Raw genomic sequence first — 18,402 nt, 5'->3', positions numbered from 1 at the left:
CTTCCTAAAATATATTATTTCTTGGGCAACTCTATTATAAATTTAGTGCCTTTTTTTTCTTCACTCTCAAAATAAATTTCTCCATTGTGACTATGTACTATTGTTTTGCAACTTAACAAACCAAATCCATTACCATTTTTTTTACCAAATGTAGCTCCTGGTGTAAATAATTTATCTTTTAAATTTTCAGGAATCCCTTTTCCATTGTCTTCTACTTCAAATATATATTTATCTTCTGTTTCTCTAAATTTTATTTTAATATATCCACTATCTACTATAGCTTCACTTGCATTTTTTATTAAATTCCAAAATACATGTTGCATCTTATTTTCATCTATTTCAATTTCTATATTTATATCTCCTAAATCAAACTCTATTTCAATATCATTAAAATGAAAATCTTCTAAAACATAATTTATAAAATCATGAACTTTTACTCTGTTTTTAATTATTTCTATTTTTTCTTTCCCGTTTGCAAAGCTCATAACTTCTTCTAACATATTATTTATTTTATTAATATTTCTATCTATTCTTTTAAACATTTTTTCTTCTTTTTCATTTTTAGCTTTTGTACTTAATATATAATTATATCCAGATATTCCAGTTAGTGGATTTCTCAAATCATGTATTATAGATGCTACCGTTGAGCCTATTAAAGCTAATTTTTCATATTCTGCTATTTTTCTTCTTTCAAATTCTTTTACATCAGTTATATTTCTAATAGAAACCAATACATATTCTTTGTTATTATCTGTAAAATAAACTACATTTAAAATAATATCAAGTTTTTCTTCCTGTTCTCCTACAAATAATTTCATTTCTCCCTCTAAATTATGAATATTCTCCTTTTTTTCAAAAACATCCTCTACAATTTCATTTAAAAAACAGTCTCTATAAAATATAATATCTTTGCTGTTTTTTATTTTGCTTCCTAAATTCAGTTTACAATGATTCACTATTTTATCTTTGTTTAATATATAAACTGAATCATAATTTTTTTCAAGTATATCATTTATACTTTTATTTTTAAATATTATCTCTCCAGATTTATTAAAAATAAAAATCATTTCAGGAAAAAAATCTATTAAATTTGAAAATGTTATATTACTAATTTTTTCCATTTCTCCTCCTTGAATCGTTTAATTCATCTCATAAACTCTATAACTATTCTTCTTTTTGCAGTTCTTTACATTTTTAGTGTCAAAACATTATATTTTATCTCTCCTAAACAATTATCTCAAAAATTTCTTTTCCTTCAACCATAACGCTATCCTTTACATATTCTTTTCCCTTATTAAAATTGTAAAATACCATATAACCTTTATTTAAATTTTGTGCTTCTAAATATCTACACAACTGTTCTCTTCCTTCTTGCTCATATTGTCCACCACGCCATATTTTTAATTCTATTACAAATTTTTTCATATTATATGTAACAACTATATCCATTCTATTGGATTCTCGTGTTTCCGATTCTACAAAATAAAATCCTGTCCCATTTATTATTGGTTTCAAAAATGCTAAAAATAGAAGCCGTCCTTCTCTCTCTACAAATTTTTCATCTATTTTTCTATATTCTGCTTTCATTAGTTCTTGAAATTTAGTTAATACCAATTCCATATCTAAATTCCCATTATTATCTATAAATTTTGTCCTAAATTCATAAGTTAGCACTACTCCTTTTACTCTTTCTCGTTTTGCTATCATATGATTATAAAGTAATATTTCAAATATTTTATTATCTATCTCTACTTTCTTATTTTTTTCTTTTATTATTCCATACATCTTACCTAATGAAGCCATTATATCTGTATGTACATAATCAACTTTATCATTTCCTAATATAACTTTTTCTATAAATTTATAAAAATCTCTATTATTTTCTATATTTTTTATTATGTCATCAAATAGTGTATTTTCTTCATTCAATAATATTTTTATTGCTTCTTCTAATCCTTTCTCAGTGAAATTTCTATCTAATTCTTCATCTATTATTTTGCATAAACAACTTACCAAAAAAGGATAGCCATTCGTATACATATATATTTTTTCTGACATATTTTTTATATCCATACCTGTCTTTGCATCTGATTCATATTCTATTAACATTGTTGATATCTCTTCTGGATTAAAGCTCATATCTATATTAAATTTCACTGCTATATTCCACGGACTATTTAAAGTTCTATTTTCATCTGCTCTTAATTTTAGCTTTAGATTTTTAACATCATGTACTCCTGCCAATATCACACTATGAAATGTATAGTCTCTCCCTTCATTTCTTCTCAAATATTTATCTCTAAGTATTCCTATAAAATTTAAAAATAATTGATTATTACTACTTTTATCCACTTCATCTATCATTAATATTAACTTTTTATTTGTTTCTAATATTAAATCTGTTATAAATTCATCTAATTCTCTAAATTTTCTTAACTTTTTATTTTTTTTGATAAATTCTAACAATTGTTTTTCTTTTTTGAATTTAATCTCTCTTTCTATTAAGCTAATGAAAACTTCTGACAAACTTTCTTCATTTCCAAAAGATTCATCCCCTATTCCTTCAAAGCTAATTCTTATTAATAAATATTCTTTATTATTTTTCAATCTTTTATCTAACAAATACATCGTTGTTGTTTTTCCATATTGTCTTGGCCTATTTATTGTGAAATAGTTTCTTTTTTCTATTAATTTCATTATTTTATTTAATTTTAAAGACGTATCTACCATATAATGCTCTTCTGGAATACAAGTTCCTGTTATATTAAATTCTTTCATTTTTACCTCCATTTGTATGCCTATATTTAACTTTTTTTATTAATATGTTTGACCCACAAAAAGGTATTTAGTTTTCTTCATACCACTACATATAGTGTTCGAAAGCTTTTACGAAACTATATGTAGTGGTATGATTTTAGAAAACTACCTTTTTGGGGTCTAATCATTAATATTAATACTGTTTTAATCATTCGTATAAATTTCGTACAACTCTTTTTCTTATTTCAATTACCGCAGGTATAAAACTTGCAAATATTCCAACTATAATTCCAGTTATTCCGCTAACTATTATATCAGATATTGCTAATTTTGTGTATAGTGTATCTCCAATATCTATATTTCCCATTACTCCATTCATAGAACTTCCCAAAAAAATTCCATTAACAGAAAAATAATATCCTGCAAAGCCACCTATTAAAATTCCTAATAAGCTTCCAATTACTCCCATAAATAACCCTTCTGTACAAATTAATTTTATTATTTTTATACGACTCATTCCAAATGCTTTCATTACACCTATCTCTTTTTTCCTTTCAAAAACTGACATTACCATTGTATTAACAATTACTACTGCAGAGAGTAATCCTAAAATTATTATCATAACTGCTTTTGTAGCGTTCCATACTTGAGTAATAGAAGCTGCTCCAATTTCATCCCATTTTTTTATCTCAACATTATCTGTTTTTAATATATCCATTAGTTTTAGTTTTATTGTATTTGCCAACTTTATATTTTCTCCATATACATGTAATTCTGTAACTTCTCCCTCCATATCCAAAAGATACATTGCATCATTTAATAATATTGAAAAACTGTTATTTAAAGGTCCACCAATATTATAAAATCCACTTATTTTATAATTTAACGCAAAAGTTGAAGCTCCTTTTGTTGCAGTAAGTACAGTTATTTTATCTCCAATTTTTAAATTTAATTTTTCTTGTATTTTTTTCCCTACAACTATATCTCCAATTTTTGTGAGAAATTTTCCTCTATATACTTTATCTTTTATATAACTGTTTTTTTCAACTCCAAATCCAAGACCTTTTGAATCATCATTATCAGAAAAAATATATGCTCCAAAGTTTATTATTCCATCTACTCTTTTTACTCCCTCAATTTTTAATATTTTCTTTTTTAAATTTACTGAAATAGATGATGATACATCCATAAGTTTAGATTTTAGTTCATAATTTTTCACAGTAACTCTAACTTCTCCCATTACTTTAGTATTTTCTTTTTGAAATAACAGTTCAAGTCCCTTTATGTAACTAAGTCCAAAAATCAACCCACCTATTCCAAGAGCAACTGAAATAATAGCAAGTACAGTTCTTTTTTTATTTCTAAAAATATTTCTAAAAGCCATCTTAATCATATTTATCACCTCTTTATAAGTTATACTTTAAAGATAAAAGATTTATTTAAGATTCTGATATCTTAAATATCCCTTTTTTTACGAGTCAAAAGCTTCTATCTTGAACTATTTCTATTAAAACATATTACTTTTTATTTTCATTAGCTGAATGCACAAAGATTCCAACAACTTTTTCTAATTCAACTAATTCTTCTTTATAATCGCCATTATCTTTCAATATTTTTTCTAATTTAGTTGATTTTTCTTGAATATCTTTTGCTGATAAATTACCAGATACTCCTTTTAAAGCATGTGCTACTTTTCTTGCGTTTTCAATATCATTTTTATATAGATACCCTTTAATCTCTTCAACATACTTCTGACTTTTATCAATAAAATCATAAATAAATTTAAAATAGAGCTCTTTATTTCCTAATATCCTCTCTACTCCACTTTTTATATCTACTCCCTCTATATAGGTTGGATAATTATTTTCATCTTTTTCCATTTTTTCTTTCATAATTTTATTTAAATATTTACCTAAAGTAGATTTTAACTCATCTTTATCTATAGGCTTTGTTATAAAGTCATCCATTCCTGCAGATAGAGCCTTTTCCCTATCTTCAGTTGTTCCTCCTGCTGTTAATGCTATTATAAAAATATGTTCACTATCTTTTTCCCTTTTTCTTATTTCTATTGTTGCTTCTATCCCATCTTTTTCAGGCATATGCACATCCATTAATATTAAATCCACTTTATTATTTTTTACTATTTCTAATACCTCTTCTCCATTTTTAGCTTTTAATATATTAGAATTTGGTATATACATTGTTACCATTGTTTCTATTAATAGCATATTTATCTCCACATCCTCTGCTATTAATATGGTTACTTTATCTTTTGTTATTATATCTTCTTGCCTCTTCCCTCTTTTATCTTCTGTTTTAGGTTTATTATATACTTGTTCCATTTTTATATTTTTCAAATAACTAATTAGCTCTCGTGAGTTTATTGGTTTTTGCAAATTAAATCTTACTCCTAACTCTTTACACTTCTCATTTAATTTAAAATCATCTGATGAACTATGTAATAATATTATTGGTAACTTTTCTTTACTAAATAGTTTTCTTATCTCCTTTATCGTTGACAACCCATCTAATTTTGGCATATGATAATCCATTATTACCAAATCTACTTTATAACCATCTTTTAAAATTTCTATTGCGTCATATCCATTTGATATTCCTCTACTCTCTATCCCGAAATATTTTAAATTTTCACTTAGTATCTCTCTATTTTTTTTATTATCATCTACTATCATTACCCTTTTTATCTCTTTTGATATATCTCTTAATAATAAATCATTCTCCTCTTCATACTCTGTTTCTATTGTAAAATAAAATTTTGTTCCTTTACCAGATTTACTCTCTAACTCTATTTTCCCTCCCATTTTTTTTGCTAACATATTTGAGATTATTAATCCTAATCCTGTACCTCCAAATTTTCTTGTTGTAGAACTATCCGCTTGTGAAAATGCTTTAAAAAGTTTTTTCTGCTGTTCTTCTGTTATCCCTATTCCTGTATCTCTTATTGAAAATGTAAAAAATCCAATTTTTTTATCTTTTGGCATAAATTTTAGCTCTAATTCAACTTCTCCCTTTTCTGTAAATTTAATTGCATTTCCTAATAAATTTATTAGTATCTGTTTTAATCTTACAACATCTATCTTAGCATATCTTGGTACATCTGGTTTTATATTTAATAATATTTCCAAATTCTTTTTATCTGCATTGTATTTTGTTATCTCTGTTGCTGCTTCTGATAAATCTATTATATCTCCTTCTATAAATTCTAATTCCAATTTCCCAGCTTCTATTTTTGAAAAATCTAATATATCATTTATTATTCCAAGTAATGCCTCTCCTGAAACTTTTATATTTTCTAAATATTGTAACTGTAATTTATTTAAAGGTGTTTTGGATACTAACTCTGTAAATCCTATTATTCCATTTAATGGTGTTCTTATCTCATGACTCATATTTGCTAAAAATTCTGATTTTGCCTTATTGGCTGCTTCTGCTTTTTCTTTAGCAATATTTAATTCCAATTCTTTCATTTTATCTTCTGTTATATCACTAAAACTCCAAACTCTTTTACTATTGTTATCTATATTTGTAAAATAAACCTCAATACTTCTCCCATCATTTAATTCTATTATATCTTTAGAACTTTTATTCTCTTTTAAAAATTTTAAAAATCTTTGTTTAGCTTCTTCTATTTTTTCACTTTTTACTTTACTAAATACTATCTTTTGTATATTTTTTGAATTTAATTTTCCTAACTCTAAATCTTCTCCCCAAATTTTTTTAAAATTATTATTTATATAAAATGATTTCCCATCTTTATCTACAACTACAATTCCTCTATTTGTTGATTCTATTATAGCCTCTAACTCTTTATTTTTCTCTTTTAATGAATTAGATGTCATAGTTTCTATCGCTTCTATTATCCTAATAATCTCTTTGTTTGAATTTTTATAATCTCCTTTTTCTATTTTTTCCTCATTTAATATCTTTAACACTCTATCCTCTAATTCTATTATTGGTTTTGCAAATCTTTTATAAAATATAATATTAAATATATTTCCTATTAACAACGCCATTAATATCATTATTATAAAATCTAATGCCATATTATAAATTATTGGATCAACTATTTCTTTGCTATCTATTGAGGTTACTATATACCAATCAGTTGATTTTATCTTACTATAATACCCCATAACTTTTCTATTTCCACTTAAACTATAATTAATATATCCATTATTTTTTAAAAGTTTTTTTCTAATGTTGGGATAAAATTTATTTATATAAAATTTATCTGGATGAATTAAAATTTTTCCACTTTCATCTATTATATATGTCCTTTGAGTTTTATATTCTTTATCTCTAGCTAATGATTTTACAATATTTTCTATATTGCAATCAATTGATAAGACTCCAACAAATTTATTTTCTTTATCTTTTAATGCAATCGACTGAGAAAGTAGCCATTCTTTTGTTTTTATCTCCTTATATGGATTTCCTATTGAAATCTTATATGCACTCTTTTTTGCTGAAATATACCAAGGTCTTTTAGTCAAATCAAATCCTTTTGGTGGTTCCCAATTATTTATTATCATTTTTTTATTTTTGTATCCTATATATACATATGATATATATTTATCTGTTTCTGATATATTTTTTAATAGTTTCAAAACTTTCTTTTTATATTTTTTATTTTTAAATGCTAATGAGGTATTTTCATCTTTAACAATAATATCTATATCTTTAAATATGTTATTAAAAAAACTTTCTGTAAATATGGATATTTCTCTATTTTTTCCTTTTATTATATTTTTTGCTTTATCTAAATTCAATTCCCAAAATTTATAAAAGAAAAATGCTCCAAAAACTACTAAAATAAATATTGTTAAAAAAGTAGTTATATATATTATCTCTCTTTTTATAGATATCCCTTTATTTTTCATAAAAATTCCCTCCTAATCATCCTTTTATACTCTTACAAATATGATCCACCATTTAATCTATTTTTTACATATTTTTTAAAGCTTCTACAGGATTACTTTTAGATGCCTCATATGCTGTATAAAAAGAAGAAATCAATGCAATTAAAATTCCCAATAAAAAAAATAATAAAACAGTTTTCATATCCAAATCTGCATGCATTTTTTCAGGTATAACCATATTTAACTGCATTTTTTTATATGTTTCTATTGGAAGAGGTATCCCATAAATATGCAAAAAATAATTTGTTATCACTCCTAAAACAGCTCCTATAAAACTTCCTATTACTCCTATAAATCCACCTTCTATTAAAAAAAGTAACAAAATATTTTTCCTCTTCATTCCATCTGCAAGCATTATTCCAATCTCTTTTTTTCTCTCTAACATTGACATTAACATTGTACTTGCTATACCTACTCCTGCCATTATCAATATCAAAAATACAACTTGATTTGAAGCTTTTGCTTTAAATTCCATTAATTCTATTAAATTTCCTAAATCTTTTTTCCAAGATATTACATCATAGTTTTTTCCTAAAATTTTAATATCTTTTCTATTTAATTTATTCATTATAACTATATCATTTATTTTTTTTGTATTTACAAAGTTTTGCGCATAATTTAAATTTATAAAACATGAACTTTCATCTAATATATTATTTTTAGTTTCAATTATTCCAACTATTTTCAAATCATCTGCATTAATAGTTTTCTCTACTCCTCTTGCTAAAATAGTTACAATATCTCCAACTTTTAATTTTAAAGCTTTAGCTAATCCAATCCCAATTACTATTCCTTTATTACCACTTAAAAAATTTCCTGATACTGTTGCTTTATCTCTTTTAAAAATTTTATTTTCTACTTTAGGATTTATTCCTAAAATTTTTATTGGCAATTCATTTTCATCAATTGCAATAGTTCCATCAAATAGTAATCGGCTAGAATATCTATCAATATTTAATTTATCTAAATCTTTTTCAACCTCTTTTTTATCTATCAAATATTTCAACCGTTCATCATCATCTTTATTTTTATAATATCCTTTTTTATAAATTTTAAATTCTCCAATATCAGTATTAATATATGTATTTATCATTTCTCGTGTATATCCTTTTAAAATTCCATCATAAAATATAGCAAGATATACTCCAAAAATTAAAACTGTTAAAGTTAAAATTGTTCTAGTTTTTTTCCTGAAAATATTCCTAAATGCAAGTTTAACTAACATAATATTCCCCTCTTTTCATAGAATTAACCATCTAGTTTTTTAATTTTTTCAATACATACTAACTATTTCCAACCTGCTCTCTTTATTAAATTTACATCTATAAACATCTTTGCTATTAATCTTCTTTCTCTTTCCTTCTAATATATATTCCACTGTTTCTAAAATTAATTCTCCACTTATATTTCTCATACATTCCATATTTTTATCACAAGTTTCTTTGAGACAAGGAGTGCATCTCTCTTTTGAATTTATTATAAAACTATTTTCAGAATATGGTGCTACATTATACATATCTGTAGCTCCAAATAAAGTTATAACTGGTTTCCCTAATGCTGCCGCAACTGATGCAGGCCCACTATCTGTGCTAATTAATAATTTTATATTTTTTAATGTTACAAATTTGTCAAATTCGCTCATATTATAATTTACAAAGAGTTCTCCTCTGTTTTTTAAATTTTTTTCTCTTTTCTCCAATACGCTTTTCCTTAAAAATTCAATTTCATCTTTTTCTTGTTCTACTCCATTTAATAATATATCAAATCCTCTTTCCAATAATCCACTACAAACATTTCCCCATTTTTCTAAAATATATTTTTTTGTTTTCCAACCTGCCCCAATATGTATTCCTATTAAATTATTGCTATTTATCTCTATATTTTTTTTAATTTCTATACTCACACTATGAAAATTATTTTTTATACCTGCTACATCAAAAAAATAATCGCAGATATTTTCTTTTCTATTTAATTTTAAATTTTCACTAGGAGTTGATTGAGTTTTATAAGCAAAATACCCTTTTTCATCTCCATAAAATTCTAATAAATCTTTTCCTTTTAAAAATATACCTTTTCTATCTTTTGCTTTGATCATACTTGCTATAATTATCGGATATTTTGCAACTCCCAAATTTATAACCAAATCGTATTCAGAACTATTTATTTCTTGAAAAATTTTATATAACTTATCATACATTTCATAATATATTAAATTATCATTTTTATTAAAAATATCTCTAATATCTTTTCTATCTATTGAATAAATTTTATTTATCTTAGAATATTCTGATAAAACTATACTATATTCACTATCTGTTATCACATCTACTTTTATCCCTAATTCATAAAATCTTTCTATAATTGGAGTTATTTTTATTAAATCTCCTAAAGCTCCCATTCTAACTAATATTACTTTTTTTATTCCCATAATTATTATCTCTCCTTGTATATGTAACTAATATCTCCTTAGTTAAAAGATACATATAATCTTTAAATTCATAATTAATTTTAGCTTCAGATAATTTACAATTCTCTAAAAAATTGCCATTATATTCCTTTAGAAAATCATCTGGCACTTTTCTATATAAATTAAACAGTTTTTCTATTTCATTTTGTACTGTATCATAAGTTGCTCTATTTATTCTGTATAAAGAGTTTACTTTTATAAATGTATAAGTTTTTTTTGAATTTAAAGATACATATTTTAAAATTTCATTAAAATTTTTTTCAGAAAATACCTTTTCATCCTTCATATAATATTTTTTTAATTTTTTTATATTTTCTTCCAAATCAAATATTATCAAATTAGAATTTTCTGTCATGTTTTTTTTTATTTTTTCTATATGATATTTCCCAAACCCTAATAATATAAATATCTGCTCCTCATTAAAATCAATATTTTTTATAGCTCTTTCTACATCTTTATTCGGGTCATATTTACTATATAAATATATTTTTTTACTATTATTTTCTATTATATATGTATTTTGTCCATTTTTTGCTTTTTCTTCTAAAATTTCCATTGCTTCCTCCAACAAAATAAATTTATACCTTGGTTTAATTATACCACATTTTAAATTGTTATGACAATTTTTTATAAAAAAAATAAGCTACGCTTCATCTCATAAAATATAAATATTTTTCTGCGATTTTGGCTTATGAAAAATTTTATTTTGAAAAATCGCATATTTCAAAAAACGGCGTAACTTATTTTCTGAATAAATTTATACTTCTCTAGTAAATTAAAAAAACTCCCTTTCGGGAGTTTTTAATCTAACTTAAACATATTTAAAAATTTATCATCTACAACATCATTTACTATATCTTCTTTAACCAGAATATCAAAATATTGTTTCACTTTATCTACAAGTTCATCTCCTTCAACATATTTAAAATTAACTCTATCCAAGAATTCTTCTATTCTATCAACAGGTTGTCTCATCATATCAAATGATAATTCTGCTGCTGCTTTTCTATTATTATTTACCCAATTTATAGCTTCTTTTAATTCTTCTAACAAAACTTTTGTTAATTCTGGATATTTTCTTGTAAATTCTCCTTTTAATAATATCCCTGCATTTGGAAAACTTCCAAACCCTTTATTAATTTCATTCCAAATTTTATTATATGATATAATAGAAATCTTTTCTCCTCTATCTTTCATTGCTTTTATTGCATATGCAGCTTCTGGTTCTCTTAATATAACAGTATCAGCCTTTCCAGTTACAAAATCTGAATATATTTTTTCTGGCCTTCCAAAAGGTTCTCCATATTTAAATTTAAAATCATCTATATCAAATCCACTTGCTTGTATTAAATATTTAGTTATTTTTGCTGGTGGAGCATCTTCAAATAACGGAGCATATATCTCTTTTCCTTTTATATCTTCCAATCCATTAGCTTTATATCTTGTAAGTATCACAAAATTATCCCACACAAATAAAGCTGGTATTTTTACATCACTATTTTTTAATTTACCAGATGTAATTAATGCAGAAAAACTTATATCCGCCTTTCCATTAACAATCCACCCTAAATGCTTTTCTGTTTCTTCCCATACTTTTAATTCTTTTATATTCACAGATTTTCTTATCTTTTTCGATTGCAATAATCTCATCATTACAGGATACGCAACTGGTGTTGCTGATTGTATTACCACATCTATTTTATCCTCTATTGCAGTTTTTTCTTCTTCGATTAATACTTTTTTATGAAAGTATATCCATACTTCATTTCTTCTTTTTTCATCTACAATACTTTCAAATCCCATTTCATTTAACATATTTATCATAGGTATAGGATTAAACTTTTGAATTAATATAAATCCACTATCTTCCTCCAAAGAATAAGCTTTTTTTATTATTATATCAAATGGGTCACTTTCCATTGTCCTTACATCTAAAATCTCAAATTCATCTTTTCTATCTTTCCAATCTACTATTTCTTCAGATTTAGAATTAAAAATAGATAATCTATATTCTCTATTTTTTTCAATGTTATATTTAAATTTTAATCCAACAACTAATTTTAATAGTTCCAAAGGTAATTCTACTGATAACATAACAATATTTTCTTGAGGTTTTAATTTTGATACTTTATCTATTAATTCTTCAATAGAATTGTTATTATAAATATATCTTTCATTACTCTCTTCCCAGTTTATCGGACTACTTTCTTTTTCAAATCCATTATCCTCTTTCATTGCAGCCACACATTCAGGCATATTTTCTACTAATTTTTTCTCTATTCCTAAATATTCATTTATAGTATGTAAAATTTCACAAATGGATACTCCTGTTATTTTAGACGCATCTTTAAAAGTAGCAAATCTTGCTAATGTATTATACATAATTGGATTTTGCATTCTTTTAAATTTGGGAGATAATTTAACTAAAACTCTTTTTAACTCTGGATATTTATCTAAAGTCTCTTTAATATTTGCATTAGCAAATACTAAATCATTCTTTTCTAAATTTCTTACTTCCTCTTTATTTTCCTTTATTTTTTCTATTATTGCATCTACTGGACATATATTTTTTGCCTTTTCACATTTTTCTTCTTCATCTTTTGAATCTGGCTGTTTTAATATAAATGCTTTGTTCTTATCATTTATATCGAAATTTAATTCTGCAACTCCTAAACAAGCCCTACACCCTATACATTTTTCTGTAACATCATACTTTTTCATTTCTTTACCTCCTTAGTCAACTTTTATTATGAATATATATTAGCATATTATAATATTAAAGTCAACCTTAAAATTTATAAAAAATTGCAACGCAGAGCCGGTAGAGTAACCAGAGGTTCGCAGAGAAATATAATAATTGATAATAAAAAAATCTTTTATTCAAATTCATATACATTCTCTTATAAATATCTCTGCGTAGCTTTGCGTTCTCTGTGACTCTGCGTTGAATATCTTTTTTCCCTACAATTATTTTACACTATCATTTATAAAAAATAAATTTATTTTTTAATATTAAATTACAAACAAAAGAGCAATTCCATCACGAATTGCTCTTTTTATTTATTTTTTTATCTTTATCTCTTATAATATTCTTGTAGCGAAAATACATTTATCCCTTTTTCAACTTTTTCTTTTATAGCATCAATTGTTTCTTTCGCTCCTGCTATTGTTGTTGCATAAAAAATTCCATTTGTAACAGCATTTTTTCTAATTATTTCTCCATCTCCTCTTGCATTTTTACCTTTTGTTGTGTTTATTATTAAATTAATTTTATTATTTTTAATATAATCTACTATATTTGGTCTTCCTTCTTTTAATTTATTTATAACTTCAAGCTTATTTATTCCATTTTCTATTAAATATCTAGCTGTTCCTCTTGAAGCATATATTTTAAAATTAAGTGCCGAAAACTGTTTAACTACTTCTAATATTCCTGCTTTATCTTCATCAGCTACACTGACATATACAGAACCACTAAGTGGAAAATTTTCATTAATTGCATATTGTGCTTTATAAAAACTTCTTCCTACACTTAGATCAATTCCCATTACTTCTCCTGTAGATCTCATTTCAGGCCCTAATTTAGGATCAACTTCTGGGAATTTTACAAATGGAAAAACTGCTTCTTTTACTGCTACATGTTTTGGAATAATCTCTTCTGTAATCCCTAATTCTTTTAATTTTTTCCCTACCATTAATCTTGAAGCTATTTTAGCTAAAGGTCTTCCTGTGGCTTTACTTACAAATGGTACTGTTCTACTTGCTCTTGGATTTACTTCCAATACATATACTTTTTCATCTTTCACTGCATATTGTACATTCATAAGCCCAACTACGTTTAATTCTAATGCCATTTTTTTTGTATAATCTTTAATTGTATCTAAAACATTTTCAGTTAAATTTTGAGTTGGCAACATACAAGCACTATCTCCAGAATGTATTCCAGCTTCTTCTATATGTTCCATTATTCCACCAATAACTACATCATCTCCATCACATAAAGCATCAACATCAACTTCTATTGCTCCCTCTAAAAAACTATCTATCAATACTGGATGCTCTGGCGATACTGAAACTGCTGTTTCCATATAGTGTCTCAAAGAACTCATATCATACACTACTTGCATTGCTCTTCCACCCAATACATATGATGGCCTAACTATAATCGGAAATCCTATTATACCAGCTACATTTTCTGCTTCTCTTACTGATTTTGCAATACCATTTTTAGGTTGTAATACTCCCAATTTATTTAACATTTCTCCAAATCTATCTCTATCTTCTGCCATATCAATACTATCAGGCGAAGTCCCTATTATTTTAACTCCAGATATATCATTTATTTTTCCTGATAAATTTAATGGAGTTTGTCCCCCAAATTGTACAATTATTCCATCTGGTTTTTCTGTTTCTATTATATTAAGTACATCTTCTTTTGTTAATGGCTCAAAATACAATCTATCTGATGTATCATAATCAGTTGAAACTGTCTCTGGATTTGAATTTACCATTATAGTTTCATATCCATCTTCTTGTAATGCAAATGAAGCATGACAACAACAATAATCAAATTCTATACCTTGTCCAATTCTATTTGGCCCTCCACCTAAAATCATTATTTTTTTATTTTTTGTTGGATTAGCCTCACATTCACTTTCATAACTTGAATATAAATATGGAGTATATGCTTTAAATTCTGCTGCACAAGTATCTACCATTTTATAAGTTACATCTATCTTCATATCTTTTCTTTTAGCTCTAACTTTATCTTCATCTGTTTCTAATAAATATGCCAATTGTACATCTGAAAATCCATATTCTTTTGCTTTTCTCATTAATTCTACAGACATATTATCCAAATCAAACTTTTCTATCTCTTCTTCTAATCTAACTATATCTCTAATTTGATATAAATACCATCTATCTATTTTTGTAAGATTATACAGATCTTCTACTGTTTTATTAAAAAATTTAAATCCATATCTCAAATAAAAAATTCTATCTTTATTAGGCACTACTAAATTTTCTACCAATTCACTTTCAGTAGGAATAACATCTTTTCCATCTGCTCCTAACCCAAATCTTCCTATTTCAAGGCCTCTTAAAGCTTTTTGTAATGATTCTTTAAATGTTCTACCTATTGCCATTACTTCTCCAACAGATTTCATTTTTGTAGTTAATATCTCATTAGCACCTTTAAATTTTTCAAATGCCCATCTTGGTATTTTAGTTACAACGTAATCTATTGTTGGTTCAAATGCCGCATAAGTTTCTTTTGTTATATCATTTTTTATCTCATCAAGAGTATATCCAACAGCTAATTTTGCTGCTATCTTTGCAATAGGGAATCCTGTCGCTTTTGAGGCAAGTGCTGATGATCTCGAAACACGAGGGTTCATTTCTACTATCATAACTTCTCCATTTTCAGGATTTACAGAAAATTGAACATTACAACCACCAGTATCTACTCCTATCTCTCTTAAAATCTCAATAGACATATTTCTTAAATTTTGATATTCTTTATCTGTTAATGTTTGTGCTGGTGCAACAGTAATACTATCTCCTGTATGCACTCCCATTGGATCTATATTTTCAATAGAACATATTACCACTACATTATCATTTTTATCTCTCATCATCTCAAGTTCATATTCTTTCCATCCTAATATAGATTGATCTATTAAGACTTGATTTATTGGACTTGAGTCAATTCCATCCAAAACTATTTCATTAAATTCATCTATATTATATGCTATTCCACCACCTGTTCCCCCTAATGTAAATGAAGGTCTAATAATTGCCGGAAATCCTACCATCTCTAATAATTTATGTGCCATATCCAAATTATTTGCAAATCCTGATTTTGGCATTTTATATCCTAATTTTTCCATAGCTTCCTTAAATAGTTCTCTATCTTCTGCTTTATTTATTGTTTCTAATTTTGCTCCTATTAATTCTACATTATATTTTTCCAATATCCCTTTTTCTGCAAGTTCTACTGCCATATTAAGTGCAGTTTGTCCTCCAATAGTTGGTAAGATTGCATCAGGTCTCTCTTTAGCTATAATTTTTTCAATTATGTCTGCTCTTATTGGTTCAATATAAGTAGCATCTGCCATTTCTGGATCTGTCATTATAGTTGCTGGATTTGAATTTATTAATACAATTTCATATCCTTCCTCTTTTAAAGCTTTACAAGCTTGTGTCCCAGAATAATCGAATTCACATGCCTGTCCTATAACGATAGGTCCTGCACCTATTACTAGAATTTTTTTAATATCTGTTCTCTTTGCCATTATTCACTCTCCTTTATAAATTTTATAAAATTATAATTATGTTTAATTTTTCTCATTTTCATATTAAAGATTTGATTTTATCTCAAAAAAATACCGGAAAAATAGTTTTTCCGGTTAATCATTCAAATTAATTATTATCTTATTATCTTCTTTTTTTGGCAAAAATACCATTAAAATACCATTTTCTAATTTTGCATCAATTTTATCTTCAATAATTTTACTTTCAACTTTAATATTTCTTTGAAATTTACCATAATTTCTTTCTATTCTGTGAAATAAAGCATTTTCATTAACCTTTTTAGATTCTTTTATTCCACTAATAGTTATTATACCATTATTAAATTCAATATCTATATTCTCTCTTTTTACTCCTGGAAGTTCTATTTCTATTACAACATTACTTTCAGCTTCATAAACATCCATAGCAGGCAAAAAATCATATTCTTGAAGCCCCTCTTTTTTTAAATCAAAAAAATCATCTAATAGTTTTGAAAATTCATCTTTTAATATTTTTGTATCTCCAAAATGTCCATGATATCTATCTCCCATGATTTCTCCTCCTATTTTGATAAAAAATGGTTACTCTTCTATGCAAACCTATGCTAATTCATAAATATTCACTTTATCAACCAATTCTAAATTACTAACTTCTTCCAAAAGTTTTATAGCTGCATCATTAAAAGTAGATGTTGATATAAGTATTCCTTTCTTTGCTCCTTCATCTTTTATTTTAATTAAAAACTTTTCTACTTCATGTCTACTTACACTTTCAAAATTTCTTCCCATCTCTATTAAATATTTTCCCTGTAATAAAGTTTTAAACTTTTCTACAGCAATAATAGATATTAAATTTCTATTTTTCTTTATTAATTTTGCTTCTTTATATCCTAATGAATCTATAACTTTATAAAATAGATCTTCAAATTCCAATGTTGGCAATTTATTATAATCTATTTGTTGAACCATCTTTGCATGTTCTTCTGGAAAAAGAACTTTTTTTATTTTTTGCATTCTTTTTTCTATATCCCTATATCTCAATATATCTAATTTTATTTTTTCATATAGCTCGTAAGCCCCTTCAAAATTCCCTTCTTCTTCATAAATCACTCCAAGTTCATATCTTAAAGATGTTAGCTTTTCATTTTTAATATCATTTCCTAATATAGCTTTCTCCATTATTTCCTTTGCTTTTTCCTTGTTTTTTACTTTTAAATAATAATTTACAAGTATATAATCGCAATCAATTTCTATACCTTTTCTATCTTTTATCTTTTCTATCTCATTTTTAGCATTTTCATATTCACCATTTTCATAATAAAGTTTTGCTAATTCAAAATGAGCCTCTTTATTATTTGGCTCTAATTCTATTATTTTTTTATACTGAAATATTGCCTTAATATCATTTCTATTCTTAAAATGTATTTCTGCTAATTTTAGCCTTGCTGGAATATGAGTTCTATCTACTGATAATACCAAATTAAATTCTTTTATTGCACTATTTAATTTATCTGTTAATAAATATATTTTTCCTAAACTATAATGAATTTCCGCATTTTTAGGTTCTAACTTAAATCCTTTTACAGCTACTTTTGTAGCTTTATCTAATATCCCTTGCTCAATATATATTTCTGCCATTTTTGCATAAGCATCTGCTTTCTCTTTAAATGTTGCATAACTACTAACTGTTATCGCTATGCACTCTTTTAAAGCTAATATATATTCATTTTGTTTTAAATACAGTTCTGCCAAATATTTTCTAGCTCTTATATCATATGGTTTTGCTACTATATAAGACTTTAAAACCTCTAATGCTTTTTCATAATCATCATTATCATAATATGCAATTCCTTCTGCTAGTTTACTTTCTCTACTATAATACATATATAAAAATATTCCTATACCTATTATTAATAATATAAAAACAATAAAAATAATCATATAT

The 18,402-nt window shown here is 25.3% G+C and carries 11 protein-coding genes; all 11 read right to left on the bottom strand.

Features of this window, described 5'->3' with window-relative positions; genetic code table 11:
• Window positions 1-14: 14 nt before the first annotated feature.
• The 11 genes from RDY08_RS03435 to RDY08_RS03385 all read right to left on the bottom strand — a co-directional run bounded on the left by RDY08_RS03435 (window position 15) and on the right by RDY08_RS03385 (window position 18,398).
• Window positions 15-1,121, bottom strand: coding sequence for a two-component system sensor histidine kinase NtrB (locus RDY08_RS03435; protein WP_307905027.1), 1,107 nt, complete (start codon window positions 1,119-1,121; stop codon window positions 15-17).
• Window positions 1,122-1,224: 103 nt separating this feature from the next.
• Window positions 1,225-2,778 (bottom strand): P-loop NTPase family protein, encoded by a 1,554-nt coding sequence (locus tag RDY08_RS03430; RefSeq protein WP_307905026.1) that lies wholly within the window; start codon window positions 2,776-2,778, stop codon window positions 1,225-1,227.
• A gap of 187 nt (window positions 2,779-2,965) precedes the next feature.
• Window positions 2,966-4,150 carry an ABC transporter permease gene (locus RDY08_RS03425; RefSeq protein WP_307905025.1) on the bottom strand — a complete coding sequence of 395 codons (1,185 nt, stop codon included), beginning with the start codon at window positions 4,148-4,150 and terminating at the stop codon, window positions 2,966-2,968.
• A gap of 124 nt (window positions 4,151-4,274) precedes the next feature.
• A complete protein-coding gene (locus RDY08_RS03420; RefSeq protein ID WP_307905024.1) occupies window positions 4,275-7,658 on the bottom strand; it encodes a response regulator in 3,384 nt (1,127 codons plus the stop codon).
• 64 nt (window positions 7,659-7,722) lie between these two features.
• Window positions 7,723-8,922 (bottom strand): ABC transporter permease, encoded by a 1,200-nt coding sequence (locus RDY08_RS03415; RefSeq protein WP_307905023.1) that lies wholly within the window; start codon window positions 8,920-8,922, stop codon window positions 7,723-7,725.
• Window positions 8,923-8,970: 48 nt separating this feature from the next.
• Entirely contained in the window at window positions 8,971-10,125 is a 1,155-nt protein-coding gene (locus tag RDY08_RS03410; protein ID WP_307905022.1) for a glycosyltransferase family 9 protein, read from the bottom strand.
• Window positions 10,097-10,720: a hypothetical protein gene (locus RDY08_RS03405; protein ID WP_307905021.1), complete on the bottom strand. Its 624-nt coding sequence runs from the start codon at window positions 10,718-10,720 to the stop codon at window positions 10,097-10,099. The genes RDY08_RS03410 and RDY08_RS03405 overlap by 29 nt, the downstream gene beginning before the upstream one ends.
• Window positions 10,721-10,965: 245 nt before the next feature.
• The gene (locus tag RDY08_RS03400; RefSeq protein ID WP_307905020.1) at window positions 10,966-12,885 is read right to left on the bottom strand and encodes a DUF1858 domain-containing protein; all 1,920 of its coding nucleotides are present in this window, start codon (window positions 12,883-12,885) and stop codon (window positions 10,966-10,968) included.
• 353 nt (window positions 12,886-13,238) lie between these two features.
• Window positions 13,239-16,460: a carbamoyl-phosphate synthase large subunit gene (gene carB, locus RDY08_RS03395; protein ID WP_307905019.1), complete on the bottom strand. Its 3,222-nt coding sequence runs from the start codon at window positions 16,458-16,460 to the stop codon at window positions 13,239-13,241.
• A 114-nt stretch (window positions 16,461-16,574) separates the two neighbouring features.
• Window positions 16,575-17,009, bottom strand: coding sequence for an Hsp20/alpha crystallin family protein (locus RDY08_RS03390; protein ID WP_307905018.1), 435 nt, complete (start codon window positions 17,007-17,009; stop codon window positions 16,575-16,577).
• A 48-nt stretch (window positions 17,010-17,057) separates the two neighbouring features.
• On the bottom strand, window positions 17,058-18,398 hold the full coding sequence (locus RDY08_RS03385; RefSeq protein WP_307905017.1) for a tetratricopeptide repeat protein: 1,341 nt from the start codon (window positions 18,396-18,398) through the stop codon (window positions 17,058-17,060).
• Window positions 18,399-18,402: the final 4 nt, after the last annotated feature.

It is taken from the genome of Haliovirga abyssi (genome assembly GCF_030295325.1).
Taxonomy (GTDB): Bacteria; Fusobacteriota; Fusobacteriia; order Fusobacteriales; family Haliovirgaceae; genus Haliovirga; species Haliovirga abyssi.
The sequence above is the reverse complement of the archived record's forward strand: the minus strand, read 5'-3'. Positions and strand labels throughout refer to the sequence as shown.

Coding starts and splice junctions, on each gene's coding strand:
- RDY08_RS03385 (WP_307905017.1), bottom strand. CDS start 18,398: ATGATTATTTTTATTGTTTTTATATTATTAATAATAGGTATAGGAATA.
- RDY08_RS03405 (WP_307905021.1), bottom strand. CDS start 10,720: ATGGAAATTTTAGAAGAAAAAGCAAAAAATGGACAAAATACATATATA.
- RDY08_RS03430 (WP_307905026.1), bottom strand. CDS start 2,778: ATGAAAGAATTTAATATAACAGGAACTTGTATTCCAGAAGAGCATTAT.
- RDY08_RS03425 (WP_307905025.1), bottom strand. CDS start 4,150: ATGATTAAGATGGCTTTTAGAAATATTTTTAGAAATAAAAAAAGAACT.
- RDY08_RS03415 (WP_307905023.1), bottom strand. CDS start 8,922: ATGTTAGTTAAACTTGCATTTAGGAATATTTTCAGGAAAAAAACTAGA.
- RDY08_RS03420 (WP_307905024.1), bottom strand. CDS start 7,658: ATGAAAAATAAAGGGATATCTATAAAAAGAGAGATAATATATATAACT.
- carB (WP_307905019.1), bottom strand. CDS start 16,460: ATGGCAAAGAGAACAGATATTAAAAAAATTCTAGTAATAGGTGCAGGA.
- RDY08_RS03410 (WP_307905022.1), bottom strand. CDS start 10,125: ATGGGAATAAAAAAAGTAATATTAGTTAGAATGGGAGCTTTAGGAGAT.
- RDY08_RS03400 (WP_307905020.1), bottom strand. CDS start 12,885: ATGAAAAAGTATGATGTTACAGAAAAATGTATAGGGTGTAGGGCTTGT.
- RDY08_RS03435 (WP_307905027.1), bottom strand. CDS start 1,121: ATGGAAAAAATTAGTAATATAACATTTTCAAATTTAATAGATTTTTTT.
- RDY08_RS03390 (WP_307905018.1), bottom strand. CDS start 17,009: ATGGGAGATAGATATCATGGACATTTTGGAGATACAAAAATATTAAAA.